The following is a 26,068-nucleotide window of genomic DNA, read 5'->3' as shown; positions in this document are numbered from 1 at the left end:
AATTAGTCTTCAGCTAGAACCTGCCTGCTAACCTTAACCTTCGAGACGCGGCGGCGATCCATTTCCAGCACTTCGAACAGCCAGCCTTCAAAGGCGACCTTATCGCCTCTAGCTGGAACACGTCGCAACAAAGCCAGAATTACCCCACCCAGCGTATGATAACTGCCTCCCCCGGGCAGCTCCGGCAGGTCCAGGCGAGAGCGGAGCTCATCGGCAGGCATGAATCCATCAAACAGGTATTCATCTCCGCCTTCGGCAGCCTGGAGTTCGAAGGAATTGGCTTCGGTCTTTTCTTCACCGACAATGGCTTCGAAAACGTCAGACGGTGTCACGATGCCTTCGAAAGAGCCGTATTCGTCCAGAACGAAAGTTATGCCGATATTTACACCGCGCAGGCGTTCAATCATGTCCTGCGCGCTCAGACTATCAGGAATGACAGGCGGTTCGCGCAATGCTGCCTCAATGGACACCGGCATTCCTAGCAACAGACGGTCCATGATGTCTTTGGCAAGAATGACGCCAACCGGATGATCGACGTCCCCTTCACACACCACGATCCGCGCATAGGATGACTGCCTGAGCTTGCGCACGAGCGTTTCTTGATCAGCGTGACGATCCACCCAGAACAGCTCATTACGAGGTGTCATGATGGCTCGGACGGGACGGTCAGCCAGCCGGAGCAGGCGTTCGATCATGGCCTGTTCGTCCGTTTCCAGAACGCCCGCGCGCGCGCCTTCAGCGAGAACAGCTCGGAGTTCCTCCTCCGTCACAGCGGCACGGGTTAGAGGTCCGACACGAAGCAGGCGCAGTACAAGCGACGACGTGCCGCTCAGAAGCCACACGACAGGCTGAGCCACACGGGCGACGACGACCAGGAGCCAGGACAGGCGAGACGCGATGATCTCAGGCTGCTGCAACGCAATCTGCTTGGGAACCAGTTCACCAAATACCAGCATCGCAAAAGTTATGATCGCCACGACCAGAACAATCGAGAGCTCACCCGCAAAGGGGTGCAGAGCGGGAACGGTTGCTATCCAGTCCCGGATGTTGGCTTCAATCTGGCTACCACCAAACGTACCTTCCAGAATCGAAACCAGCGTCATGCCGATCTGAACGGTAGGAAGAAACGCATGCGGGTCTTCCGCAAGGCGGAGTGCTGCGGGCGCGCCGCGGAAACCCTGCTTTGCAAGGACTTCCAGCCGAGGGCGCTTGGCTGAAATAAGTGCCAGCTCTCCCATGGCAAAAACAGCGTTCAGAAGAATAAGCAGGCAAATAACAAAGATCGGGGTCAACATGGTCCGGCCGGAGTAATGAGACCCTGATGATAGTCAGGACTGCCGTTCGACACCATGACATTCATGCCACACTCATAGTTCTGTATGACAGAATACAAAAAAACCGGCCTTGAAGGCCGGTCTTTCTGCATAACCCAGTCCAAAAAAGACTGTGTCAGTCAGCGGCGTCAGCTGCCGCAGTCACAGTATTGGCTGCCGGCCGGCCATTTACACGGACACGCGGACCACGAGCCGGTTTGCCACCTGTCGTGATCTTTTCCATCTGCTGCTCAACCTGCGCTTCATAGCCGTATTCGGCAGGACGCTGGTTGGCGAGCGAGATTTCCGGAACCATCGGCTTTTCAGTTTCCGGCCCGAACAGTGCGACCTTGGCGATGTGCCAGGGACGACGAACGGCATCCATCACAGCTGTGGATTCGTAGCCTGAGTGAACCATGCAGTCAGCGCATTTCTCATATGCGCCTGTGCCATACTTCTCCCACTCGGTGTCGTCCATCAACTCCTTGAAGGTTTTGGCATAGCCTTCACCCAGCAGATAGCAGGGACGCTGCCAGCCAAACACCGTACGAAGGGGCTTGCCCCAAGGTGTGCAGTGGTAGTTCTCGTTACCAGCAAGGAAGTTCAGGAACAGCGGCGACTGTGTGAAGCGCCACTTCTTGCCCTTACCCAGACGGAAGACATCGCGGAAAAGCTGCTTGGTCTTCTGGCGGTTCAGGAAGTGAGCCTGGTCCGGAGCGCGCTCGTAAGCATAGCCCGGAGCCGTCATGATGCCATCAACGCCCAGAGCCATGACTTCATCGAAGAACGCAGCCAGACGCTCGGGAACCGCACCATCAAAGACCGTGCAGTTGATGGAAACGCGGAAGCCACGTGCCTTGGCGGCCCGAATTGCTGCTGTCGCCTTCTCGAACACGCCGTCCTGACAGACCGACGAGTCATGCATCAGCTTGTCGCCGTCCAGATGCACGTCCCAGGAGAAGAAGTGGGATGGCTCGTAATCGTCGAGCTTCTTCTCAAGGAGAAGACCGTTTGTGCAAAGGTAAACGTACTTCTTGCGCGCAATCAGACCCTTGATGATCTGAGGCATTTCCTTGTGCAGAAGGGGTTCACCACCTGCAACGGCAATGACGGGGGCGTCTGCTTCCGTGTCGGCATCCAGACATTCCTGCAAGCTCATGCGCTGGTTCAGGATCTGTGCCGGGTAGTCGATTTTACCACAACCGGCACACGCCAGATTGCAGCGGAACAGCGGTTCGAGCATCAGGACCAGCGGATATCGCTTGCGGCCCGTGAGGTGCTGCTTGACAACGTACCGTCCGACTCGGACAGCCTGCATCAAAGGAACGGCCATTATAATCCTCTGGTTCTAGCCACCGACAGTGTGCGCCGTGACAGCGCGCCGGGGCCCTAAACATCTGAATGAGGCCCGTATGGCCTAGGCAATGTCGGTTTGTGTTAACCGGCACCGAGAAGGCGCATCGGACTCTTGATTGACTGGCTATAGCCTCATTGCCATGTGGGCCTCAATGTCGTTGGTTGCAATTCTATGTAGTGATGTGGCCATTCGACCACAGAACGATTTCCGCATCCGGCGGTTGATACCGTGCAGCAAGAGCATGACCTCTTGCATAAAACGTCTCAGAGGACGAAAGCATGACCATGAATTCCCGATTTGCCCAGAACGCGACTCTGTCCCTTCTTGTGACCAGCCTCTTCGCAGGCGTCCCGGTGGCAGCAGCGCAAGCCCAGACCGCCCCAGCAGCCAGCGAAAGCTCTGCATCCGCGCCAGCCGCGCCAATTCAGGGTTTGTATGATGCTCTGAAAACTGCGCAGACGACGGGCAAGACTGCACAGCAACGCGCCGCGATGATTGCGCCGGCCGTTGACCATGCGTTTGATCTTGAGGCCATTCTGCGTCGCTCTGTGGGGGTGCGCTATAATAATCTGAGCGCAGCTGATCGCACCCGTCTGCTTGGATCGTTCCGTCAGTTCACAATCGCGCGATATGCATCTTCTTTCAAACCGGGAAGCAACGCTGTCTTCACGATCCTGCCACAGACCCGCCCTAACCCAACGGGTGGACAGATTGTGGATACGACCATTGGCGGCGGTTCTGATGGTGGCACGCCAATCGATTACATCATGACGAATGGCCCATCAGGCTGGCGCATCACAGACATTCTTCTGGATGCCCATATCAGCCAGGTTGCCGCACAACGTGCCGATTTCGGCGGCGCTCTGTCTCAGGGCGGTGCAAGCGGTCTTGCAGATCTGCTGGACCGGAAAACGACCAAATTCCTGCATGATTGAGTCCCGCGCGGCTACGAAGCTCTTCCTTCCTGATGTGAAGGGGAGATAAAAGACCGCCGTGCCTTCACCTCTCTCCATTGCAGCTGGCTTCTGTACACTCGTATCTGTAGCTGGAAATATTCAGGCCCTTACGGGGGCTACCCTTCTTGCACGTTTCCGCACGCGGGAACGTCGAGAGGACGAGGCCGTCCGCATGTCGGGCAGGCGTTGGCCAGCTGTTACAGTACTCAAGCCTCTTCACGGCAATGAGCCTCTGCTCCGGGAAGCGCTTGAGAGTGTCTTCGCGCAGGACTATCCGGACTTCCAGATTGTCTTTGGCGTTCACGACGAAGCCGATACGGCTCTGTTCGTCGTTCAGGATCTTCGGCAGAAACATCCGCATGTCCCTGTCAGCATTGTCATCAATGCTGCGGAACATGGTCCGAACCGGAAAGTCAGCAACCTCATCAACATGTTTGATGAGGGGCAGCACGATGTTCTGGTCATTTCAGACTCTGACATTCACTGCGCTCCGACTTACCTGAAGCACGTCGTTTCCAGCCTCGAAACTCCAGGTGTCGGACTTGTGACGACTCTTTATGCCGGGCGCACAGCTGGTGGAACGCTGGTCCAGCAACTTGGCGCCTGTCAGATCAACCACAATTTTCTGCCAGGCGTGATGATGTCACGCCTGCTGGGTCGTCAGGACTGTCTGGGCGCCACCATGGCTCTCACTCGACAGACATTGACTGAAATTGGCGGACTGGAAGCTCTGGTCGATCACGTGGCCGACGATGCTGAACTTGGTCAGCTTGTCCGTCAGCGTGGTCAGGGCATCGCCATTGCGCCGTCCCTCACCCATACCACCGTTGGCGAACATACCCTCAGCGAGTTGCTCTCTCACGAGTTACGCTGGGGCAGAACCGTCAAGAATGTTGAACCCGTCGGCTATGGCCTGTCTTCCATTCAGCTCCCGCTGTTCTGGGCCGTCACAGCCGTTCTTTTTCGTCCCAACACATGGTGGACCTGGCTGCTGCTTGGGCTGACATGGGCCATTCGTGGCCTTGGAAGCCGCATTATAGACCGTGCAACGGAGTGTCCTTTGCCCGCTGCAATCCCTCTTCTGGTCATCCGTGACTGGCTCTCCGCAGCCATCATGGTGGGCAGTGCAAGAGGGTCACGCGTTGCATGGCGCGGCAGAACGGTCCATATCGCCCGAAGAAAACGTAAATCTTCGGCGCGCGCCACAGCGTTCCAGTCTGGCGCCACCACCCACAGGAGTGTCCGATCATGATGAGAACCCTTTTTCTCCAGCCTCCTTCCTTCGACGGCTTCGATGGTGGTGCTGGTTCCCGTTATCAGGCCAAGCGTGAAATCAAGTCTTTCTGGTTTCCAACATGGCTGGCTCAGCCGGCAGCTCTGGTGCCCGGCTCCCGCTTGATCGATGCCCCACCGGCGAAGATGGGCATGGATCCGATCCTTGAGGACGTGAAGAATCGCGACCTCGTCGTCATGCACACCTCCACGCCGTCCTTCGCATCAGACGTCCGCGTGGCGCAGATGATCAAAGACGCCAACCCGAAGATCATGATCGGCATGGTCGGCGCCAAGGTTGCCGTGCAGCCTGACGAGAGCATGAGACAGGGTAGCCCGATCGACTTCGTGGCGCGCAACGAGTTCGATTTCACAATCAAGGAAATCGCCGAGGGCAAGCCGCTGGCGGAAGTGGACGGCATCACCTGGCGTAATGCTGACGGCGAGATCATCGCGAACAAAGAACGCGCGATGATTGAGGACATGGACAGCCTTCCGTTCGTAACGGAAGTCTACAAGCGTGATCTCAACATCAACGACTACTTCATCGGCTACCTGAAGCACCCTTACATTTCCATCTACACGGGTCGTGGCTGCAAATCCCGCTGCACGTTCTGCCTGTGGCCGCAGACGGTTGGCGGCCATCGCTACCGCACGCGTAGCCCGGAGCATGTTGCTGCCGAGATCCGTCTCGCCAAGCAGTACTTCCCGGAAGTACAGGAATTCATGTTCGATGATGACACCTTCACGGACGATCTGCCGCGCGCCGAAGCGATTGCCCGTGAAATGGGCAAGCTGGGCGTTACGTGGTCCTGCAATGCCAAGGCGAACGTTCCTTACGACACGCTGAAGATCATGAAGGAGAACGGCCTGCGTCTTCTCCTCGTGGGTTATGAGAGCGGCAACCAGCAGATCCTTCACAACATCAAGAAGGGCATGCGCGTCGAAGTCGCCAAGGAATTCACGAAGAACTGCCACAAGCTGGGCATCAAGATCCATGGCACGTTCATTGTCGGCCTGCCGGGCGAAACGAAGGAAACCATTCAGGAGACCATCGCTTTCGCCAAGGAAATCAACCCGCACACGCTGCAGGTTTCTCTGGCCGCTCCTTATCCGGGCACGGCACTCCACAAGCAGGCAACCGAGAATGGCTGGCTGAACGTGGATGCGGCCGAGCTGATTGACGAGAACGGTGTGCAGATTGCTCCCCTGCATTATCCACACCTGTCGCACACGGAAATCTTCGAGAGCGTCGAAGAATTCTATCGGAAGTTCTATTTCCGCGGCTCCAAGATCGCTTCCATCCTGAACGAGATGATCCGCAGCCCGCAGATGATGAAGCGTCGTCTGCGCGAAGGTGTGGAATTCTTCCAGTTCCTCAAGGACCGTCACGCGGCCTGAGACCGTCCCTGACGGCCTCGTTTTCTCAAAAAGGGGCATGGCTTGACGGCCATGCCCCTTTTTTCATGACCTTCTTCCCCTATTCCGGAGCTTCATCGTGACCCGTCGCGCCATTGTTTCCGCCGATGATTTCGGCATGAGCCTGGAAGTCAACGAAGCCATCGAGGCAGCCCATCGCAAGGGCGTCCTTTCAACGGCAAGCCTGATGGTCGCCGGAGATGCCGCAGCGGACGCAATCCGTCGGGCCAAGTCCATGCCCAATCTGCGGGTGGGGCTACATATTGTCGCCATCGAAGGGAAATCCGTCCTGGATCTTCCCGCCATCACGGATGAACAGGGTTGGTTTGGTCGCAACCAGCTTCGGCTAGGCGTCGAATATTTCTTCAGCCCTCATGCCCGAAGCGCTATCCGTCGTGAAATTGAAGCGCAGTACCGCGTCTTTGCCCGTACAGGCCTTCCGCTGGATCACGCAAATGCCCACAAGCATATGCATCTCCACCCCACTGTAGGGCGCTTCCTGATTGAATCGGGGCTGGAGCATGGCCTGAAAGCTGTGCGCTCTCCGTTTGAGCCACCTGAGCCTGTGGACGCAAAAGATAGCATCGGTGATCGCGCCTTGCGTCGCTGGATTGGAGTCCTTCGCCATCAGATCCACAAAGCGGGCCTCAAGACGAACGACTGGTGTTTCGGGCTGCGCTGGTCTGGCCATATGACGCCTGATCGTATCCGTTCCCTGATCCCCAAACTGCCGGATGGGGTTAGCGAGATCTATTTCCATCCCGCCACAGCCCAAAATGCCATGATGCACCGCTTTATGCCGACCTATGATCAGGAGGGAGAACTGGCCGCTCTTCTCGATTCCGGTGTTCGCGACGCTTTCACACAGGAAAAGATAGATCGGATTGGCTGGTCGGATCTTTAAGGCGTCGGACCGCTCGTTTTTTTGCTGTTTACTCACTCCGTTCCGAGATCATTATGATATCAGGGAACTGTAGACTTTTGAATTAACAAGGATTTAGAGGGGTGAAGGCAAGAATGAACGGACGGCATGTTTTCAAACGACTGTTTTTTCTCGTCGGGCTTGTAGCCTCACCAGCCTGGGCTAATCCATCCACAGTTCTGAGCGTCAAAGACGGCGATACCGTTCATAAATTCAGCGTTGAAGAGCTTCTGCATCGCCCGGAAACCCAGAGGCTCGATCTGTCCCATATCAAGCAGCCTCTAGGACCAGACGTTCCCGCGATCCCACTTTCAGCGCTGATCCATCAGGATGATGCGCTGGCTTTTCAGGCCACAGATCTTTTTACGGCGGAAATTCCCAGGAGTGTCTTTGAACAGGCACGCAAACATCACGTCACTGCGTGGATCGCCATTGAAGACAAGGAATGGCCTAAACGCCGTCCTCACGGCCATGACCTGGGACCATTTGCCCTTGTGTGGACCGGCGAGGAAGTTGGCATCATCAAGCAGGAACAATGGGTCGACCAGCTCGCTGCCATTACCCCATCCTCAAGTAATGAGCTGCCGTCTGGCACGAGCGAACCCGCCGCAAAAGGCCAGGTCATTTTTGCAGAAAACTGCCTGCCCTGCCATCAGCTCATGGGCGTTGGCGAGGGAAGCATGGGACCGGATCTCGGGCGCCCCATCCCGGTAACAGAGTACATAACGCCCAAGGGATTCCGGGCCATCATCCGCAACCCGAAGCAGGTCAGGAAGTGGCCAAGCGAACACATGGAGTCTTTTCCGGAAAGCGCCATCTCGGAAAGCGATCTGGATGCACTCTGGACCTATCTTCAGGAAGTCGGCCAGTCAGGATTGGCCCAGAAACATCTTTGAAGCGTAGGACTATGGGATGATCCGGGAAATAACTTCCCCGGATCACGTATTGCCCTCAGGCGCGCAGAGTAAAATCTTCCTGCGGCCGCGCACCAAAGCGCGTGATGATGGCACCAGCAGCCTGATTGCCGAGCTTCGCGCAAGTCACAAGATCATGCTGCTTGCTCAGGCCAGCAAGGAATCCGGCCGCAAATGCATCACCAGCGCCGGTCGTATCCACAACCTTGACCGGCGTAGTTGGAACATCGTGACGCTCGCCCTTGCTGATAACGACAGCGCCCTTTTCGCTCCGCGTGATGATAGCCAGCTGGGTTTCTGCAGCGACCTGACGCAGGGCTTCTTCGAAATCAGTCGTTTCGTACAGCGCCAGAAGCTCGGCTTCGTTGGCAAAGAGAATATCGACGTGACCGGCAACGAGCCCACGGAATGCCGCGTGATGACGGCCCACGCAGAACGTATCTGACAGTGTCAGAGCAACCCGACGGCCAGCCTTGCGGGCCAGCGTGGCGGCATGTTCGAAAGCCGCCTGAGCATGGGGCTTATCGTACAGATAGCCTTCCATGTACGTGATGGCAGCATCCGTGACTGTCTCTTCGTGAACGTCTGCCGGTGTGAATTCCGTGCAAGCCCCGAGATAAGTGAACATGGTACGCTGCCCATCGGGCGTCACGAGCACGATGCAGCGCGCGGTCGGGATTTCTTCAGACGCAGCCAGCGGCTGGGACGGAAAAGTCAGGCCCTGATCGCGGATGTCCTGCGCAAAATGCGTCCCGGCCTGATCTTCAGCGACCTTGCCAAGATAAGAGACTTTTGCGCCCATACGGGCCGCAACCACGGCTGTGTTGGCACCGGAGCCGCCACCGGCCACACGCTCTACAGCTATACGGTTTTCAATGTCCTGCGCGGTTGCGGCATCAATCAGTGTCATGCTGCCTGGAGTTGCACCAAGATCGGCAATAACAGCCGGGTCAACAGAGGCAAGAACATCGACAATCGCGTTGCCGATGCAGAGGAGATCATGCTTGGGGGCTGACATTAAGGCTCCAGAGTTCACAAAAAGGCAAAAAATCGTTCAAGACGCCATCTGCGCCATTAAATCAACACGATCATAGGTGCCCTCTGGGAACACGCCAACACCCGGGACGAATGCACTCTCCTGTTCTGCGCATGTCAGATTATGACATTTGCACGCAAGCGCGGGTTGTCCGTTCGGGGCGTGACCGTGTAAGCCTTGTCAGAGGCCGTTCCTGACAAACCCTGCACCAGCAGGTCCGGTGTCGAGCGGCCGAGACATAGTCCTTGTTCTTTCCAGATCCGTAGCGGGGTTTCCTTGTTCAGAAGACGCAAACCGGAAGAAGACGCAAAGCCTGCCGAGACAAGCAAGCTCGCCGGGCAGCCCATCTTTCCCAACCGGCCGGATGCTTCCAGCCAGACCACTCCTGCGTCCGGATCCGGAACAGCCAGCCCGCAGCCCAACCAGCAGAAGGACCCCGCATCTATGGGTCGTACCCCTTTCCCGGCGCCGCCATCCCCGAACAACCTGCCGGGCGCAACGCCGGCAACTGCGCCCCGTCCGGGTGCAGCAGGCGTACCGGGAGCACCGCGCCAGACGGGTCCGGAGCGTCGCACGCTGGTCGTCGGCCGTGGTATCAGCGTTCAGGGTTCGGTTCAGGATGCCGAGCGTCTGGTCGTTGAAGGGACTGTCGAGTCCAGCATGATTCAGGCGGCGGAAGTCGTTGTTGCACAGGGCGGTGTCTTCCGCGGTGCGATCGAAGTTGAAGATGCAGAAGTTGCCGGCACGATTGACGGCACACTGACTGTCAACGGCAGCCTTACAATCCGCGGCAGCGGTCGTCTGATCGGCAAGGCAAAGTGCCGTCGTCTGCAGGTTGAAGATGGTGGCCAGATCACCGGTCAGCTCGAAATGATCACGGATGGCGTCGCCCCACGCTCCCCGATCGTGGAACCTGCGAAGGCTGCTCCGGAAGCCGCTGAGGAAAAAGCTGAAGGCTGATCCAGCCTCCATCTTTCTCTGAAGGTATCGAAAAGCCCGCTTCCCCTGACTGGGGAGCGGGCTTTTTCGTATACGCAATGTCCCGGGAAAGCCCACTTCTGATACAAATCCACTTTCTCTATAATAAATTTACTTTTAATAAATATAAATTCATTACAGGCCGTATAGAATACACGACTTCAAACAACAGATTAAATCTGCATTTAATTAAATCTCTGTATTAAATGGGAGTTTAAATCCAGCTTTACAACATAGTGTGTATATCGGCGCATCTACCTAAACCGCATCAGGACGCGCCAACCAATGAATGCCATTGTTGTCACCGCGCTAAGACGACCCTTAACGTTCGTCGTCCTGTCGATTCTGATTGTGATGCTTGGCATCCTCTCGATCCTCAGGACGCCAACGGACGTATTCCCCAATATCAAGATTCCGGTCGTCGCAGCGGTCTGGACCTATCCAGGTCTTCTGCCACAGGAATTTGCTGGCCGTATTACCTACAACTTCGAACTGGCTGTTACGACAACAGTTCAGAACATCGAACATATGGAGTCCAACTCCTATTATGGCCGGTCGATTGTAGATATTTACTTCCAGCCCGGCACGCCCATCGGGGAAGCCGAAGCAGAAGTGACGGCAATTTCGCAGACAGTGCTCCTGGGCCTTCCGCCCATGGTGCCTGCACCAATGATCATGGCCCTGAACCCGTCTCAGGTTCCCGTCATTGCTTTGCAGATCACATCTGACAAACAAACACCGTCCGATCTGTTCAAACTCGGCGTAATTACAGTTCGTCCACTGCTCGCAACCGTTCCGGGTGCCGTCGTGGCTCACCCGAATGGCGGCATGGACAGCTTTGTCATGGTTTCCATGAACCAGGCCGAGCTTCGGGCCCATCATCTTGCTGCGGCGGACGTACAGGCCGCACTGCGCAAGCAGAACATCGTTCTGCCAGCCGGTGACCAGAAAATCGATGCGACCGACTGGATGGTGCAGACCAACGCAGCTCCGCAAAGCATGGAAGACATTGCCAATATCCCCGTCAAACGGGTTGGCAATGCGGTCATCTATGTGAGGGACGTCGCGGACGTTTATCGCGGTGGCCATCCTCAGACAAACCTGGTGCTGGTGAAGGGACGTCAGGCCGTAGAAGTCATTACCCAGAAGGGTGGTACCGCCTCCACTCTCGATGTTGTGGCTGCGACCAAGGCGCTTCTTCCGCGTCTGCGTCGAATTCTGCCACCTGATGTGCATGTCTCGATCCTTGAAGACGCCTCCGTGATGGTGAAAGACCAGATCAAGGACGTCGTTCAGGAAATGATCACGGCCGCGTTCCTGACAGGAATCGTGGTTCTGCTGTTCCTTGGCTCCTGGCGCTCGACCGTCATCATCGCCACATCCATTCCGCTGGCCATTCTGTGCGCACTCATCGGACTGGGCTGGGCGGGTCAGTCCATCAACGTGATGACGCTAGGTGGTCTGGCTCTTGCCGTTGGTATTCTCGTAGATGACGCCACCGTCATGATCGAGAACATCGATACCCATCTTGAAATGGGCAAGGATCTGGAACTCGCCATCATTGATGCGGCAAACCAGATCGTCATCCCGACCTTCGTTTCCACAACCTGCATCTGTATTGTCTGGCTGCCACTCTTCGAACTGGATGGCGTATCAGGCTACCTCTTCATGCCGATGGCAGAAGCCATCATCTTCGCGATGATCGCGTCCTTCATCCTGTCCCGTACGCTCGTACCGACCATGGCCAAGTATCTTCTCGCAGGACAGGTTCATCATGGCGCGCATGGTGAAACCGATCATAGCCACCCTGAACCCAAAGGCTTCTTTGGCCGGTTCCAGGCCGGATTCGAAGCCCGCTTCAACCGTTTCCGCGATGGCTATGGCAGCCTGCTGGAGCGCTGCATCAGCCGCCGTGGCGCTTTCGTCGGCATTTTTATGCTGATCTCCATTGCCTCAACCGGACTCTATGCCTTCGCAGGGCGAGACTTCTTCCCTGAAGTGAAATCCGGCACTCTCCAGATGCATATGCGTGCACCTCTGGGAACGCGTATCGAGGTTGCTGGCCGTATCGCTGCCCTCGTGGATGATCGCATTCATCAGGATCTGGCAGGCAAGGTTGAAAGCATCATTTCTGATTGCGGCCTGCCAGAAGGCCCCCACAATCAGGCGTTCATGCCCACACCAAGCGTCGGAACGCAGGACTGCGACCTGACGATTGCCCTGAAAAATGATGCCTCCCCTGTCTGGGACTACCGCAAGCTGCTCCGCAAGGATCTGTCACAGCGTTTCCCCGGCACGGTCTTCACATTCCAGCCTGCTGATCTGACCCAGAAAATCCTGAACTTTGGATCTTCTGCTCCGATTGACGTTCAGATTTCCGGTCCGGATGCCCTGCTGAACTACGATTATGCCCGTCACATCATTGGCAAGATCCGTCAGGTTCCAGGTGCTGCAGACGTCACGATCCAGCAGACCATGTCCACGCCGACGCTGATGGTTAACGGTGATCGGACCTTTGGTCAGGCAACAGGCGTGACGGAAGCCGATATTGCCCAGAACGAACTGTACACGCTGTCGGGCTCAGCCGTTGTGGACCCGCAGTTCTGGCTTGACCCGGAAGACAACGTCACCTTCCCGCTGAACCTTTACACCTCACAGGATCAGATGACGCATCTGAGCGATCTGCTGACCATTCCGGTGGACAAGGGTGAAGGCAACACAGAGAACATCGACCCGCAGCTTCTGGGTGCCGTTGCCAACGTGATCGCAGCCGGAACACCGGGCGAAGTGTCTCACTACAACTCGATGTCCGAGATGGACATTTACGTAAACGTCGAGGGCACGGACATGGGTTCCGTTCTGGACGGCGTGAAAAAGGTACTGGCGGCCGACGCAGATAACGTCCCGCGCTCGGCTGAAATCGACGTCCACGGACAAGCCACCACCATGCATGGTGCCTACTCACAGCTTGTCTTCGGGCTCTGCGTTTCCGTGGTGCTGATCTATCTGCTGATCGTTGTGAACTTCCAGTCCTGGCTTGATCCGTTCATTATCATCACGGCTCTGCCGGGTGCTCTGGGCGGTATTGCCTGGGCTCTGTTCCTGACAAATACGCGTCTGTCCGTTCCGGCTCTCACGGGCGCCATCATGTGCATGGGAACGGCCACGGCCAACTCCATCCTCGTGGTCTCGTTCGCCCGTGAACGCCTCGAAATCCATGGTGACGCCCTCAAGGCAGCACTGGAAGCCGGCTTTGGCCGTATCCGCCCCGTGCTCATGACCGCACTCGCCATGATTGTCGGCATGATCCCGATGGCCATTTCGAATTCCACGAACGCGCCACTGGGTAAGGCTGTCATCGGCGGTCTACTGGTCGCAACGATCTCTACGCTGCTCTTTGTCCCCTGCGTTTACGCCATCCTCCACAATCGTTCTTCGCGTCAGAAGGAAACTGTCTAATGGCCAGCTCTCCGAAAATCTTCGCCATTGCGGGAAGCTGCGTTCTCGCGCTTTACGTGGGCTTCATCGTTGTCGAAAAAACCCATGCGGCAACGGAACTGAAGGCTGACACTGAAGCTGGCGCAATCCAGAACGTCGCGGTCGTCACGCCCAAACAGTCACCTGAAAAGGTCGCCCTGACGCTCCCCGGCACGATTGATGCCTGGTATCAGGCGCCAATTTACCCGCAGGTCTCTGGCTACGTGAAGATGTGGTACAAGGACTACGGTGCACACGTGAAGGCTGGCGACGCTCTGGCCGAAATCAATGCCCCTGCCCTTGATGCACAGTATGCGCAGGCCAAGGCAGATCTGGACTCTGTAATGGCGAAGTACCACCTCGCCACCGTGACGGCCGAGCGCTGGCGCGCCATGGGGCGGTCTCAGTCCGTTTCAGGGCAGTCCGTCTCGGTGTCCAACGCAAACGAACAGTCTGCCCATGCAGAAGTGGATGCAGCACAACGTAACGTTGATCACTTCGAAGCTCTTGAGAAGTTCAAGACCATCGTTGCACCGTTTGATGGCGTCGTGACGGCGCGTAACATCAACGTCGGTGATTACGTCAACAATGGCGGCGGCGGCCTGAACTCAACCGGTGGCGCATCCGAACTCTTCACGGTTGCAGATGTACAGAAGCTGCGTCTGTTCGTGTCGGTGCCAGAAACATTCTCCTATGTTCTGCAGCCGGATCTGACCGCAACCATCAGTGTGCCCCAGTATCGTGGCCGCACGTTTGAAGCCCATTACCTGACGACATCACGCGGCTTCGATCCGACCACCCGTACGGCCGTTGCCGAGTTTACGCTTGAGAACAAGGATGAAGTCCTGTGGCCGGGCACCTTCGCCTCTGCAGCGCTGAAATCCCACAACGAAGACGCACATCTCTACGAAATCCCGACCAGTGCTCTCGTCTTCGAGGAAAAGGGCATGCAGGTCGCCATCGTCGATGAAAACAGCCGCGTCCATTACCGGAACGTCACCGTTGGTCGCATGGCCGACACATCGACCGAAATCCAGAATGGCATTTCCCCGACAGACCGCATCATCTCCAACCCACCAGCCGATGTGCTAGAAGGCGACAAGGTCAATGTTGTGGAAGGTCAGCGCGGCTATAACCAGTCAGGCTATGGGAAAGACCAATGATCAGCCCCATCCTTCGCCGTTTTTCACTCGCCTGCGGTTCAGCCCTCTCCCTTCTGGGGCTGTCAGCCTGCGATCTCGCCCCGATCTACAAGGCCCCCAGCTTCGTTGTCCCGGCGAGCTGGCAGGGTCAGGCACCGTTCGCTGTCGCCACGCCTGCTGATACGCTCCTTCCGGAAAACTGGTGGATCATGCTGCATGATCCACTCCTGAACGAGCTTGAGGAACGCGCAACCGCAGACAACGGGGACATTCAGGCAGCGGCCGAGCGCTTCATTCAGGCGCGGTCCCTCGTAGCCGCGGCGCGGTCCGAACTACTCCCCCATGCCAGCCTGGAAGCCGGTGCGTCAGACAACAAACAGTCTGCTGACCGCTTGTTCCGCAATGGTGCCACCCTCACGCAAACGGAAGAGGATTACGGCGGGCTCGTGTCCTGGGAGCCGGATTTCTGGTCGTCCATCCGGAACCGCGTTCGGTCCCAGAAGCAGTTTGCCCAGCAACGCGCGGCAGACTTCGCCATGGCGCGCCTGAGCACACAGGCGGAACTGGCGCGCGATTATATTGAACTGCGCGGTTATGACGCACAGGATGCGATCTACTCACAGTCCATCGCTTTCTATAAGCGGGCTGTCACCATCACGGAAAATCAGGTTCAGAATCAGGCAGCCCCACGTCTGGATCTGGCCCGTGCTCAGGCACAGCTCTACACCACGCAGGCCGCTCAGCTGGATATTCAGGCGGCCCGTCAGGTCACCGAACATGCCATTGCCGTTCTGACCAACTCGTCTCCATCGGCGTTCCATATTCCGCAGGTTCAAACGTTCAGCTTCATCCAGCCAAGCATCCCAACCACCGTGCCTTCCGAACTGCTGCAACGTCGGCCCGACATTGCGTCGGCCGAACGCGAAATGGCGCAGGCCAACCGGGAAATCGGCATTGCCCGTGCGGCATTCTACCCGCATATCGCTTTGAAGCTGGGCGGCGGTTTTGCGTCCAATGGCTTCGATCTGGCCAACCTGGCCAATTCACTCTGGACGTATGGCGCCAGCCTCGACATGCCACTCTTTGATGGTGGCCTGCGTCGGGCGGAACTCCAGAGAACCTGGTCAGCATATCGGGAAACGCGCGACGAATACCGCATGAAGATTCTTGATGCCTTCCGCGAAGTCGAAGATGGCTTGTCCCGGACTGAACGCCTCTCCAAAGAAAACACTGCCCTGGAGCAGGCCGTCAAAGCCAATCTCGACACCCAGAATATGACCATGACCCTTTATCAAGGTGGCGTTGGCACATACCTGGAAGCGATTTTCAGTCAGGAAAACACACTGGAAAGCCGCATCCATCAGGTGGAGGTCGCCACGCGCCTTTATACGGCAGACGTGGACCTGATCCGCAGCCTGGGTGGCGGGTGGTCCATCAAGGCGCTCCCAACCATGGACCAGACGCTGTCTATCGCGCCGCTCCAGTATGACAATCTGCACCACCCGAAGGCTGTTGGGGATGTCACGGCATCACAGCATCCGGAGCAGTTCGAGAACCTCACGGGCACCGCACCTTCGACGCCCGGCCTCGGCCATGACAGGCAACTTCCCTCCCTGCCAATGGGAGATCTGGCGAACCATCCCTGAACAGACGGATGGCCAGAAATAGCCAATAAAAAAGCCGTCCATTTGGACGGCTTTTTTTTAATCGCGACGATCGCGGATTTTGACGTAGGCGATGGCCGCATGTTCCGCACAGTAGGGCTTACCCGGCAGAGGGGTCGCGCCACAGAAATGGAACCCCGGGGTGCCCGGATCACCGATCGGCCAACAGCAGGACGGCCCACGACGCGTCGGACGATCAATGCTGGCCGTAAAACGCGGCGGCGGAGCCGGACGGACCGGCGGAGCCACACGGGGTTCCGGAGCAGGCGGCTTGGCGGGCGCTTCAGCCTTCAGGGGTGGAACCGCAGTTGCGCGTGCAACTGGGGCAACCACAGGGCGGGCCGCCACAGTCTCTGCTGCCTTTGCAGGAGCAGCCTTGGGCGCATCCACCTTGGCTGGGGTAACCTTGGCATCTACCTTATCCCCCAAAAGGTCAGTAGTTGCTTCGGCAGGTGCCGCAGCCTTCCGGGTGGGGGGCTTGCGCCGTGGCACTTCCGTTGACGGCGTTTCGCCATCCTTGACCTTGCGGTTCCGGATGGGTGACGGGCGAGGCGGCAGGCCAAGGCGATGCGCCTTGCCAACAACAGCATTCTTCGTGATGGAAAGCTGGCGGCCGATTTCGGCGGTCGAAAGTCCCTGACTCCACAACTCGCGAAGTCTGGCGATCGTCTCGTCCGTCCAGTCCATATATCGTTCCTCTGTCGCGCATCCGGGCCTGTCTTGGCCCACTATCCTGTTACCCGCCGACCCTTTTTACAGGACCGGAATCTTTTGGGTGACGTTCCTTACCAGAAAGTCATGCCCGCGTCGAAGGTGCTTGTCACGCGTCCGCAGGTTCACCGTCTGGTGCAACCCGCTGAAGCTCAACACATCCCTTTACGACAGCCAGTGCGATCTCGCCACGTACGAGCGCCAGCGCATCCAGCCCAAAAACTTCACGACGCCAGCCCTTGAGAGCACCGACATCTGTCTCACCAAGCGCAATCCGGTCCAGATCTTCGGAAGACGCCACCAGACGCGGCGCGACTTTGTGCATTTCACACTTGGCTGTCTGAAGCACCCGAAGAAGCGCAACCAGTGCTGCTGATGGCCGTCCACGATCAGACTTGGACGGTGGCTTGGGCAGTTCGGACTCCGGAAGGTTTTCACCGACACGAACGACTTCCAGAAGCCCCTGCCCCATGCGCCCTTCGGCAAAGCCACGCGTTACACCACGGACACGCGCTAACGTCTCAACGTTTTCCGGCTTGATCGCAGCAATTTCGAGCAGACTTTCATCCCGAATAACCCGCTGCCGGGGAATATCGGCGTTCTGCGCCTCTTTTTCACGCCATGCTGCTATCTCACGCAGGATACCAAGCATTCTGCGATTATTCGTGCGGGCTTTCAGCTTTTCCCAAAGACGGCGCGGATCAGGGCGGAATGTCTCTTCGGACGTCAGAACAGCCTGTTCAGCATCAGCCCAGCGTAGGCGACCTTCATCTTCAAGCTGCTTGCGAAGCGCAAGATAGACTGTGCGAAGATGCGTCACATCCGCTGCTGCGTAAGCAATCTGCGCCTTCGTCAGCGGACGGGCTGACCAGTCACTGAACCGATGGGCCTTGTCGATCGCATTGCCAGTGATAGCCCCTACGAGGCTGTCATAACCGACCTGATCGCCAAATCCGGCCACCATCGCAGCGACCTGCGTATCGAACAAGGACTGCGGGAGCCGATCGAAAATATGAAGGAAGATTTCAAGGTCCTGCCGTGCGGCATGGAACACCTTGATGCATCCGGGCTCATCGAGAAGTTCGCCCAGCGGAGCCAGATCAATGCCCGGTGCCAGCGTATCGATAACGGCGACGTCTTCGGCGCCAGCAAGCTGCACGAGGCAGAGCTCGGGCCAGTAGGTTTTTTCCCGAACAAATTCCGTATCGATGGTAACGAACGGCTCCTGCTTCAGCTTGTTGCAGAGCCGTGCAACCTCTTCACTGGAGGTTACGATGACGGGGGACGGGAAATCAGAGGCTTTCGGACGCATGGCCCGATCCTACACAAAGGAATCGCCTCTGACCACGCCCCCACTGCCCTCTAATGAAGGACAGTGAACAGCGAGTAGCCGTCAGATCAGATGGACTTTTCGATCCAGGCCTTGAGCTGGCTCTTCGGCATCGCACCCATCTGCTGGGCGACCGGCTTGCCGTCCTTGAAGACAATCAGCGTCGGGATGCTGCGGACGCCGTACTGCGTCGGGGCTTCCGGGTTGGAGTCGATGTTGACCTTGGCTACCTTCAGGCGGCCCTGATACTCAGCGCCGATTTCCTCGAGCGCCGGGGCAATCATCTTGCACGGACCGCACCATTCTGCCCAGAAATCGACCAGAACCGGGCCGTCAGACTTCAGGACGTCTGTTTCAAAGCTGCTATCCGTAACGGCAACCGTATTTGCGCTCATGGACGTGTTCCTTGTGATGAAACGTGTTTCTGTAAACCGATATCGGCTTCTCTGGTCAGGACTGCAAGAGCCTGCCCATTAAATCAAGACCCCTCCAGTACACGATCCAGAAGCTCATCTGGAAGAACCATCACAGAGGGCCCCTCCGTCCAGACCAGCGAGCAGTGAATGGCAAAATCGGGGTGCAGTTGCTGGAGAACAGCCCTATAGGCCGCCATCTGCCGCACATAGGCCACGGGTGTGCGCTCAACGCGAATCGGGGGAGTACGGTTCGTTTTGTAATCGCAGATCCAGATTTCTCCGTTCCCGATCCACAGACGATCCACCTGCCCCAGAACCACGCGCCCCTCACTGATGCCCGATATTGGCTGCTCTGCCCTGCTACCTGCCTGAAACAGAGGTGCGAGATCCGGATGATGCAGGACGCCCATGACCTGATCCGTAAGACGCTCGACCTCGATCTCTGTCAGCCCGAGCGCAGGTCTGGAGAGCCAGCGGGCTGCAAGCGCCAGCCGATCTTCGGAAGGCGTTTCCGGCAGAAGCTGAAGCAGGCGATGGATCATCGTGCCGCGCCGCATGGCCTGTTCCCGAACTGGCTTTGGTCTCCCCGCCAAAAGTTCCAGCGGGGAGCGGGCTGCGGGCGCTTCGCCAAACTCCGCGCCATCCGGCCGGCTCGGCGCCAGAGGCCGGGTCATGGCGTCTTCCATTGGCGCAACATCCGCGCGCCACTCGGGCGCACGGCCTAGCCAGACCGGCAAATCCAGCATGGGCGCGACGATCTGCGGCGCGGCATCCGGCGCGGGAGCCACACTTCGCTCTTCTTCCAGAAGCAGACGGTCTCCGTCCCACCCCAGTCCCAGCGGTTCGGATCGCGCATTGATGAGCGTTTCAAACCCGGCCTGACATTGACGATACCAACTCGTGTCTTCCGGCTGACGTTTCGTGGAGGCTCCGCAGATCACCAGCCAGTCACTGGCGCGCGTCAGGGCCACGTAGAGTAGACGGTTATTTTCCGCCCGTGCCTTCTCCGCATCGCGAGCAGACAAGGCCGTCGTGACATCCGTGCCAGCATCTTTCTTCGGCACCCAGATCGGAAGGTCCAGCCCGACCGCCTCCTCCCACAGGAAATCGCCACTGGCTGGCGCACGGGACAACGTATCCGGCATCACGACCAAACGGGCCTGCAATCCCTTCGATCCATGCACAGTCATGACGCGGACAGCCCCGGTCTCGCTTTCGGCTTCACGCTTACTGGTGATTTCGCTAGCTTCCAGCCAATGCAGAAACCCCTGAAGCGAAGGGGGGTGCAGTCCTTCGTAGCGCAGGGCAGCGGTCAGCAGTTCGTCCACAGGTTCAGCCGCTTCCGGCCCAAGACGACGCAGCAATCTTGTGCGCCCACCATGCGGGCCAAGGGCTTCGGCCAGCAGACGATACGGCGTGGCATAATCCACCCGTGCATAAAGCGCGGACAGCATGACCCACGCGGACTGCCACTCCGCACGCTCCCGATGACGCTCCCGCAGGACAGTCCAGAGCGGCTGGCCTTTAGAGCCAAGGGCGTGGGCGCGACCATCTTTTGTCGCCAGCGCCATCAGGGAATCATCGCTCAGTCCACCGAGGGGTGAGGTCAGAACCGCCGCCAGTGTCAGATCGTCTTGTGGCAAAAGCAGTGCCGCACAGAGCGTCATGAGGTCGCGCACAGCGACCTGCTGTGTCAGACCAACGCGCACCAGTGTTGCCACCGGCACATTCCGCGACTTCAACGCCCGGATCAGGGAGCGCAGGAATGACGAACGACGCGGGACGAGAATCAGGACATCACCAGCTTTCAACGGCGCCTGACCCGGTTGCGGCGAACGACCAATTTGTTGATCAATCCACCCGGCAAGGGCCTCCGCCAGACGCTGTGGTGCACTGCGCTGGCCGGTATTGGCTTTCGGAGCCTGCCAGGGCGTCAGACCTTCATCATCGTCTTCGCCTTCCAGCACCGGAACGAGCGGCCAGAGTTCAACGCGCCCACCCTGCCCCGGACGCGCGGACACATGAGGAAGGAGTGCCTCCTGCCCCTGCTCCAGCAGGCCATGTGCGGCATTCGGCTGAGAAAAGACCGCGTCCACAAAAGACAGAACGGGCGTGACGGAGCGGAACGAGACGTTCAGATCCGGATCACGCCACGGCAGACCCGCATTCTGAACGCGACGGGCAAACTCGGCTCTCCAGCTATGAAACTGTTCGGGGTCAGCGCCCTGAAATCCGTAAATGGACTGTTTGTAGTCGCCGACCGCGAACACGGTGCGGGGTCTCGGCCCCTGCTCCCATGCGCCCTCACCGGAGAAGAACTCGGATGTCAGAGCTCCGGCGATTTCCCACTGAAGCCCGGAATTATCCTGCACCTCGTCCAGCAACAGGTGGTCGATACCGCCATCCAGCTTGTAGAGCACCCAGGCCGCACCTGGATCTTCCAGCAGATTCCGCGTTTCCTGAATAAGGTCGTTGTAGTCCACCAGTCCACGCGCGGCCTTGCCCTCTCGGAAGTTAGACAGCATTGGTGCGGCAAGGGACAGAAGCGCGCGATTCAGGGAAAGAAGCACGGCGCGCTTGATGCTCTCGGTCAGGTCCAGAAGGCGCTGGCCTTCCTCTTCCAGCAGCGGCACGATGTCAGGAACGGCGTCCTGTGCTTTCTTGCTGATGATGCGGTTCATCTGCCGCACGGTGCCTTTGTCCGTCAGCAGACATTTGCTCCAGACAGGTGCCGAACGGTCTTCTATCTGCGTCCCAAGCCATAGGAGCATCTGCTCCACAGTTGGTTTCGCAGCGGCCGTGACCACGCCGAGCGCCGCCTGAAGTCCGGCCCGCAATTCCGCTTCCTTGCGAGGCTTACAGATCAACCCTTCCAGATCAGACGCCGCCTCCTGCCCGGCTTTCAGGGCGCCCCGATAAGCGCTCAGCACAGCGTCCGGCAGGATCTGCCAGCGGTCCAGCAGGGGACGAACGCGGCTTTCTTCCATGTTCAGAGCACGTATCCGCTGGAAGAACCGGTCGATCCCGATGGTCCCCGCCACTTCGGCCACGATTTTCGGAGCCTTGGCGAGTTCGTCTTCCATGGCTTCCCGCAAAGCGAGCGTCGTATCCGTATCTTCCATCAGAGTGAAATGCGGATCAACGGAGGCTTCCAGCGGGAAACGACGCAGAAGAGACTGACAGAACGCATGGATCGTTTCGATCCGCAGACCGCCCGGCAGGTCCAGAACTTTCAGGAACAGCGCCCGGGCCGCACGACGTGTCTCATCCGTATTGGGGACACGCAGTTTCTCAAGTTCCCGGCCCAGACGCTCATCCGGGAGCGATACCCATTCGCCAAGCCGGGACTGAAGACGGTTGGCCATCTCCGCGGCGGCGGCTTTGGTGTAGGTCAAGCATAGGATGCGGGACGGATTTGCCCCTTCGGCCAACACAATCGACCCATCATCTGCTTCTACTTCAAGGGGCAGCATCAGACGAAGCAGACGATCAATCAGCAGCTTCGTCTTACCTGATCCAGCAGACGCAGACACGAAGACGGACGCCATCGGGTCAGACGCGGCAAGCTGGGTGCGATCAGCTTCCGCAATGACGTCAGCGCGGTTGCGCGTCTCGCTCATGAATCGTCTCCTTCCGCATAGGCCGCGCGCCATTCGTCCACCCGTGCCAACTGAGCGTAATCCGTATAGCGCGGCACATGCCCGGCCCAGGGCTGGGAGCGATAGGGTTGATCGGGCTGGTCATACTCATCAATGAGGCCACGCAGTTTTTCCATGGCCTCACCAATCAGGGCAGCGGCATCAAGGCTGGATTTCCGGCTTGGAACTTCGCTCTCTTTCCCCGGATCATCGCCGCCTGTCAGGTGCCAGTACAGAAGCTGTTTCGTTTCGGCAGCCGGAACGCCTTCGAAAGCACCTTTGGCCAGCAATGCCCCTTCCAGAACAAGCTGAACGGACCATCCACCCTCTACCGCTTTGCCTGTTGGCGGAGAGCCGGTCTTGTAATCGAAGATCGTCGCCTTGCCGTCTTCATCAACGTCAATGCGGTCTGCCCTCCCGCGTAGCTCAAAGGGTGCGCGTGCAGCTTCGATCCTGAAGGACGCAGACACTTCCATATGTCGCGCGACGGCGTGTTCCTGTTCTCGACGGGTGCGCTCCTGTACGGCAACCCAGTCCGCAATACGCTCCAGCCTTGGGGCCCACCAACTGACCAGCGCAGGTCGCATATTGGCCTTGGCAAGTTCTTCGGCGAAGGTACGCTTCAAGGAGGCAGCCACATTCTGCGGCCAACGATCCGGATAGTCCTTGAGAACGCGATCCATAGCCTCATGCACGATCATGCCGAAATCAGCATGTTCCGCCCCTTCTTCAAGCGGCTTGAGTGCCTTCAGCTTCAGAACATGCTTGGCGTAAATGGCATACGGGTCCTGCATCCACGTTTCGATCTCCGTGATGCTCAGACGCCGCGGCCGGAGTGCCACAGGAGGCCTTGGCTCTGGGGGAGCCACGGTTTCTGCACCATCCAGCGGCTGATCCATGGCCTTTTGCCATTCGAGCGCTGGATGCACAGGCAGCTTCTGGCCGCGACCACCCAGGAATGCTTCCATTCGCACCATCCAGCGGGCAGGCACACCCGGTGCACCATCCCGTCGGGCGGAACTGGAAAACACGACCTCCCCAGCGGCCAGCGCTGTTGAGACGAAATCATGGGCACTGATCCCGATCTGCCGCTCAGGAGACGGCAGACCCACACGCGTCCGCATCGGGCGGCTCAACCATGGCCCAGGATCAGTCGCGGGCGGCCAGACCGTTTCGTTCAATCCACCCAGAACAACCACATCGAACGCCAATAGACGCGCTTCGAGCACACCGAGAATGGTGACACGCGGATGGGCCAACTCCACACCACCCCGATGCGCGCGCAAACCCGTCAGCATCTGCCCGGCCATGGACGTGTTCAGGAAGGAATCCAGATGCGCCAACCTTTGCGGTGGCAGGATGCCGGTATGCTGGATCAAAGCGGCCAAGTGGCGAGACAGCGCCTCACCATCGTCCCCCATCCAGAGACGGCCACCCGGATGCAGTCCTTCTTCAGGCTCTGCAGTCAGTTCTGTTTCGGTCGCAGCCAGAGCTTCGGCGGTATGAATCAAGGCTTCCAGCAATTCAGGGAGTGGAACCGCGCCAGACAGGCCAAGCAAAGGCTCGAAAGCGGCTTCAATCCGGGCGATGAACGCTGCTGGCCCTTCCGGCTCATCAGGAGCATCCGCGCTTGCCCCATTGTCCGGATCACGCTGGTTCTGAATATAAGTCTCAAGCGCCGCTTTAAGGCCTGCAATCCCCGGTGCAGGAGCGGGTCCACGCAGCAACAGACGCTCCAGCCGACGGGCCGAGGCGTGACAGTTGCCCGGTGTTCGCCCAAGCGACGCTAAAGGGTGTTTCAGAACGGAAAGCAGAGCCACCGGGGACAGTTGCGCCTCGGCTGCCGTGGCGATCAGGCGCAGGAACACGGCGGCTGGCGTCTGCGCCAGAGGCTCACCGGCACTGTCATCAGCATAAATCCCGAACCGCAAAAGCTCGGTCCCGACGCGCTGGGCAAGACTACGATCTGGCGTCACAAGCGCACAGGTCTGGCCGGAGACGGACACCACATTTCTAAGGATCAGCGCGATGGACTGCGCTTCCTGTTGCTGATCCTGTGCAGGCAGCAGAGACAGGCCAGAGATATCACGCGGGTTCAGATCCCGCCCCCAGGCCGTAATCCCCTGTTCCGGCAGCATGACGCCACGCATCAGACGCTCTCTGGCCCGATCCCTGCCGCCGTCCCAATCCGTCAGATTGTCGCGTGTCAGACCCAGATCCGCAAGAATTTCCTTGAGACCAGCTTGTGGGTGGGACGCAGGAAGCGCCTCCCACATTGCCTGAGGCAGGTCCAGATCAACCCCCGGAAGGATCACCAGTCCGGCCGGCAATGTCGCTACTGCCGCCAGCACATCTGAAACCGCTGCGGACCCATCTGCGAACCCGACGGCCCAAACTGGCGTGTGGGGCGGAACATGCTGCCATGCCGCCGCCTGCGCTTTCAGACGCGCGACCTGACGGGCAACGGGGTTCGACAGACCCTCTTCTTCTAACCATTTCGGCCAGATCGTGGTTACGATTTCCAGAAATTTCAGCGTCTGCTGCCAGTGTTCCGAAAAGCGTTCCTCTACAGCGTCCGGCAGACTTTTTGCCAGATCCACGCCACTCCGCTCGGCCTCATCCATCAGGTCAGCCAGGGCCTTGGCGAGAGGCCATGCCCGATCAATGCCTTTGGTTTTGTCCACTCCGACACTGACAATGGGCGTTTGCAGAATCAGCATGGACAGAACAGCCAGCCGTCTTTGTGGCTCAACAGCCGGGGGCAACGAGACATCAATCCCGATGGACGCCAGCGCCTCTTCATCTACGTCATTGATCGCAACGATGCGCGGCAGAAGGGATGCCTTGCCATCCAGCACGCGCAGGAACGCTTCCATCAATGCACGGCCGGCACGACGGCTCGGCACGAGCAGCAGGCCCGGACCATCCGTTCCAGCGGCAGGGTCCTGCTTCAGCCATTCATGAGCGACCCGATCCAGAAACGGCTCGGTGCCCGCAATCGTCACAACGGTCATAGCGCAATCCCGCTCAGGCGCTCGTCCGGCCAGCCGGTCAGGTCTGCAAGACGTTCGTCTTCTGTCGCACCAGAGGTCAGCGTCAGATGCAGGGCATTGGCGGGCAGGAGATCTTCGGCGCGCTCTGGCCATTCCACCAGCATGATGCCTTCGCAGGCTTCATCCCAGGCCAGTTCATACAGCGCATCCGACCCATCCAACCGCCATAGATCATAGTGGAAAACTGGCCCGGCGGAGGTGTCATAAGGCTGAACCAGCGCAAAACTTGGGCTCGGGACTTCCATCGTAGCATCGCCTGCCAGAAACCGTAGAAAGGCCCGGGCAAAAGTGCTCTTCCCAGCACCCAGTCCACCCGACAGGGCAATGCAGTCTCCGGCGGCACAAAGCGTCGCGATTCGGGCAGCAAGATGTTCGGTCGAGGTCTGATCAGGGAGGCTTATCTGCATCCCCTCAATGTGACGTTCTATGGGCCATCCAGCAAGCGCCCTCGTGTTCTGGTTTCTGACAAC

General features: G+C 58.4%; 18 protein-coding genes. 9 read left to right on the top strand and 9 right to left on the bottom strand.

Going from position 1 to position 26,068, the window contains the following annotated elements; genetic code table 11:
• Window positions 1–2 precede the first annotated feature (2 nt).
• Both KP702_RS00370 and hpnH read right to left on the bottom strand, forming a co-directional pair.
• Entirely contained in the window at window positions 3–1,295 is a 1,293-nt protein-coding gene (locus tag KP702_RS00370; protein WP_202206244.1) for a hemolysin family protein, read from the bottom strand.
• Window positions 1,296–1,449: 154 nt separating this feature from the next.
• Window positions 1,450–2,646: an adenosyl-hopene transferase HpnH gene (gene hpnH, locus KP702_RS00365; protein WP_099210969.1), complete on the bottom strand. Its 1,197-nt coding sequence runs from the start codon at window positions 2,644–2,646 to the stop codon at window positions 1,450–1,452.
• Between the two features lie 302 nt (window positions 2,647–2,948).
• Between hpnH and KP702_RS00360 the strand changes: the two genes are divergently transcribed.
• The 5 genes from KP702_RS00360 (at window position 2,949) to KP702_RS00340 (ending at window position 8,135) form a co-directional block, all read left to right on the top strand.
• Window positions 2,949–3,605: an ABC transporter substrate-binding protein gene (locus KP702_RS00360; RefSeq protein WP_202206243.1), complete on the top strand. Its 657-nt coding sequence runs from the start codon at window positions 2,949–2,951 to the stop codon at window positions 3,603–3,605.
• A 58-nt stretch (window positions 3,606–3,663) separates the two neighbouring features.
• Window positions 3,664–4,878: a bacteriohopanetetrol glucosamine biosynthesis glycosyltransferase HpnI gene (gene hpnI, locus KP702_RS00355; RefSeq protein ID WP_202206242.1), complete on the top strand. Its 1,215-nt coding sequence runs from the start codon at window positions 3,664–3,666 to the stop codon at window positions 4,876–4,878.
• Window positions 4,875–6,299: a hopanoid biosynthesis associated radical SAM protein HpnJ gene (hpnJ, locus tag KP702_RS00350; RefSeq protein ID WP_202206241.1), complete on the top strand. Its 1,425-nt coding sequence runs from the start codon at window positions 4,875–4,877 to the stop codon at window positions 6,297–6,299. Before hpnI ends, hpnJ begins: the two co-directional genes overlap by 4 nt.
• A gap of 97 nt (window positions 6,300–6,396) precedes the next feature.
• The gene (gene hpnK, locus KP702_RS00345) at window positions 6,397–7,221 is read left to right on the top strand and encodes a hopanoid biosynthesis-associated protein HpnK (RefSeq protein ID WP_202206240.1); all 825 of its coding nucleotides are present in this window, start codon (window positions 6,397–6,399) and stop codon (window positions 7,219–7,221) included.
• A 113-nt stretch (window positions 7,222–7,334) separates the two neighbouring features.
• Complete coding sequence (locus KP702_RS00340) at window positions 7,335–8,135, top strand: cytochrome c (protein WP_237389806.1); 801 nt, start codon at window positions 7,335–7,337, stop codon at window positions 8,133–8,135.
• 55 nt (window positions 8,136–8,190) lie between these two features.
• Here the strand turns inward: KP702_RS00340 and KP702_RS00335 are convergent, their stop codons facing one another.
• Window positions 8,191–9,171, bottom strand: a complete 981-nt coding sequence (locus KP702_RS00335) for an adenosine kinase (RefSeq protein WP_202206238.1) — start codon at window positions 9,169–9,171, stop codon at window positions 8,191–8,193.
• A gap of 294 nt (window positions 9,172–9,465) precedes the next feature.
• Here KP702_RS00335 and KP702_RS00330 point away from each other — a divergent pair, with 294 nt between their 5' ends.
• The 4 genes from KP702_RS00330 to KP702_RS00315 all read left to right on the top strand — a co-directional run bounded on the left by KP702_RS00330 (window position 9,466) and on the right by KP702_RS00315 (window position 16,432).
• The gene (locus KP702_RS00330) at window positions 9,466–10,149 is read left to right on the top strand and encodes a polymer-forming cytoskeletal protein (RefSeq protein WP_249211332.1); all 684 of its coding nucleotides are present in this window, start codon (window positions 9,466–9,468) and stop codon (window positions 10,147–10,149) included.
• A gap of 303 nt (window positions 10,150–10,452) precedes the next feature.
• Window positions 10,453–13,626 (top strand): efflux RND transporter permease subunit, encoded by a 3,174-nt coding sequence (locus KP702_RS00325; RefSeq protein ID WP_215768340.1) that lies wholly within the window; start codon window positions 10,453–10,455, stop codon window positions 13,624–13,626.
• A complete protein-coding gene (locus KP702_RS00320) occupies window positions 13,626–14,807 on the top strand; it encodes an efflux RND transporter periplasmic adaptor subunit (protein ID WP_202206236.1) in 1,182 nt (393 codons plus the stop codon). Before KP702_RS00325 ends, KP702_RS00320 begins: the two co-directional genes overlap by 1 nt.
• Window positions 14,804–16,432, top strand: a complete 1,629-nt coding sequence (locus KP702_RS00315; protein ID WP_202206235.1) for an efflux transporter outer membrane subunit — start codon at window positions 14,804–14,806, stop codon at window positions 16,430–16,432. Before KP702_RS00320 ends, KP702_RS00315 begins: the two co-directional genes overlap by 4 nt.
• A 57-nt stretch (window positions 16,433–16,489) precedes the next feature.
• On the opposite strand, the gene KP702_RS00310 is transcribed toward KP702_RS00315, so the two are convergent.
• The 6 genes from KP702_RS00310 to tsaE form a co-directional block, all read right to left on the bottom strand.
• Window positions 16,490–17,137: a GcrA family cell cycle regulator gene (locus KP702_RS00310; RefSeq protein WP_202206234.1), complete on the bottom strand. Its 648-nt coding sequence runs from the start codon at window positions 17,135–17,137 to the stop codon at window positions 16,490–16,492.
• A 133-nt stretch (window positions 17,138–17,270) separates the two neighbouring features.
• Window positions 17,271–18,473: a ribonuclease D gene (gene rnd / locus KP702_RS00305; protein WP_202206233.1), complete on the bottom strand. Its 1,203-nt coding sequence runs from the start codon at window positions 18,471–18,473 to the stop codon at window positions 17,271–17,273.
• An 86-nt stretch (window positions 18,474–18,559) separates the two neighbouring features.
• Window positions 18,560–18,886 (bottom strand): thioredoxin TrxA, encoded by a 327-nt coding sequence (gene trxA, locus KP702_RS00300; protein WP_007283421.1) that lies wholly within the window; start codon window positions 18,884–18,886, stop codon window positions 18,560–18,562.
• An 83-nt stretch (window positions 18,887–18,969) separates the two neighbouring features.
• Entirely contained in the window at window positions 18,970–22,527 is a 3,558-nt protein-coding gene (gene addA / locus KP702_RS00295; protein ID WP_202206232.1) for a double-strand break repair helicase AddA, read from the bottom strand.
• Complete coding sequence (addB, locus tag KP702_RS00290; RefSeq protein ID WP_202206231.1) at window positions 22,524–25,559, bottom strand: double-strand break repair protein AddB; 3,036 nt, start codon at window positions 25,557–25,559, stop codon at window positions 22,524–22,526. The genes addA and addB overlap by 4 nt, the downstream gene beginning before the upstream one ends.
• Window positions 25,556–26,005, bottom strand: a complete 450-nt coding sequence (tsaE, locus tag KP702_RS00285; protein ID WP_202206230.1) for a tRNA (adenosine(37)-N6)-threonylcarbamoyltransferase complex ATPase subunit type 1 TsaE — start codon at window positions 26,003–26,005, stop codon at window positions 25,556–25,558. The genes addB and tsaE overlap by 4 nt, the downstream gene beginning before the upstream one ends.
• Window positions 26,006–26,068 lie beyond the last annotated feature (63 nt).

Source organism: Gluconobacter sp. P5B12 (assembly GCF_018812035.1).
GTDB lineage: Bacteria > Pseudomonadota > Alphaproteobacteria > Acetobacterales > Acetobacteraceae > Gluconobacter.
Note: the sequence above shows the minus strand (reverse complement) of the source record. Positions and strands in the feature narration are given on the sequence as shown.

Bases quoted from the DNA above. Each gene is read 5' to 3' on its own strand.
- KP702_RS00310 (WP_202206234.1), bottom strand. From the start codon at position 17,137: ATGGACTGGACGGACGAGACGATCGCCAGACTTCGCGAGTTGTGGAGT.
- hpnH (WP_099210969.1), bottom strand. From the start codon at position 2,646: ATGGCCGTTCCTTTGATGCAGGCTGTCCGAGTCGGACGGTACGTTGTC.
- trxA (WP_007283421.1), bottom strand. From the start codon at position 18,886: ATGAGCGCAAATACGGTTGCCGTTACGGATAGCAGCTTTGAAACAGAC.
- tsaE (WP_202206230.1), bottom strand. From the start codon at position 26,005: ATGCAGATAAGCCTCCCTGATCAGACCTCGACCGAACATCTTGCTGCC.
- KP702_RS00335 (WP_202206238.1), bottom strand. From the start codon at position 9,171: ATGTCAGCCCCCAAGCATGATCTCCTCTGCATCGGCAACGCGATTGTC.
- KP702_RS00320 (WP_202206236.1), top strand. From the start codon at position 13,626: ATGGCCAGCTCTCCGAAAATCTTCGCCATTGCGGGAAGCTGCGTTCTC.
- hpnJ (WP_202206241.1), top strand. From the start codon at position 4,875: ATGATGAGAACCCTTTTTCTCCAGCCTCCTTCCTTCGACGGCTTCGAT.
- KP702_RS00315 (WP_202206235.1), top strand. From the start codon at position 14,804: ATGATCAGCCCCATCCTTCGCCGTTTTTCACTCGCCTGCGGTTCAGCC.
- addA (WP_202206232.1), bottom strand. From the start codon at position 22,527: ATGAGCGAGACGCGCAACCGCGCTGACGTCATTGCGGAAGCTGATCGC.
- addB (WP_202206231.1), bottom strand. From the start codon at position 25,559: ATGACCGTTGTGACGATTGCGGGCACCGAGCCGTTTCTGGATCGGGTC.
- rnd (WP_202206233.1), bottom strand. From the start codon at position 18,473: ATGCGTCCGAAAGCCTCTGATTTCCCGTCCCCCGTCATCGTAACCTCC.
- KP702_RS00360 (WP_202206243.1), top strand. From the start codon at position 2,949: ATGACCATGAATTCCCGATTTGCCCAGAACGCGACTCTGTCCCTTCTT.
- KP702_RS00370 (WP_202206244.1), bottom strand. From the start codon at position 1,295: ATGTTGACCCCGATCTTTGTTATTTGCCTGCTTATTCTTCTGAACGCT.
- KP702_RS00325 (WP_215768340.1), top strand. From the start codon at position 10,453: ATGAATGCCATTGTTGTCACCGCGCTAAGACGACCCTTAACGTTCGTC.
- KP702_RS00340 (WP_237389806.1), top strand. From the start codon at position 7,335: ATGAACGGACGGCATGTTTTCAAACGACTGTTTTTTCTCGTCGGGCTT.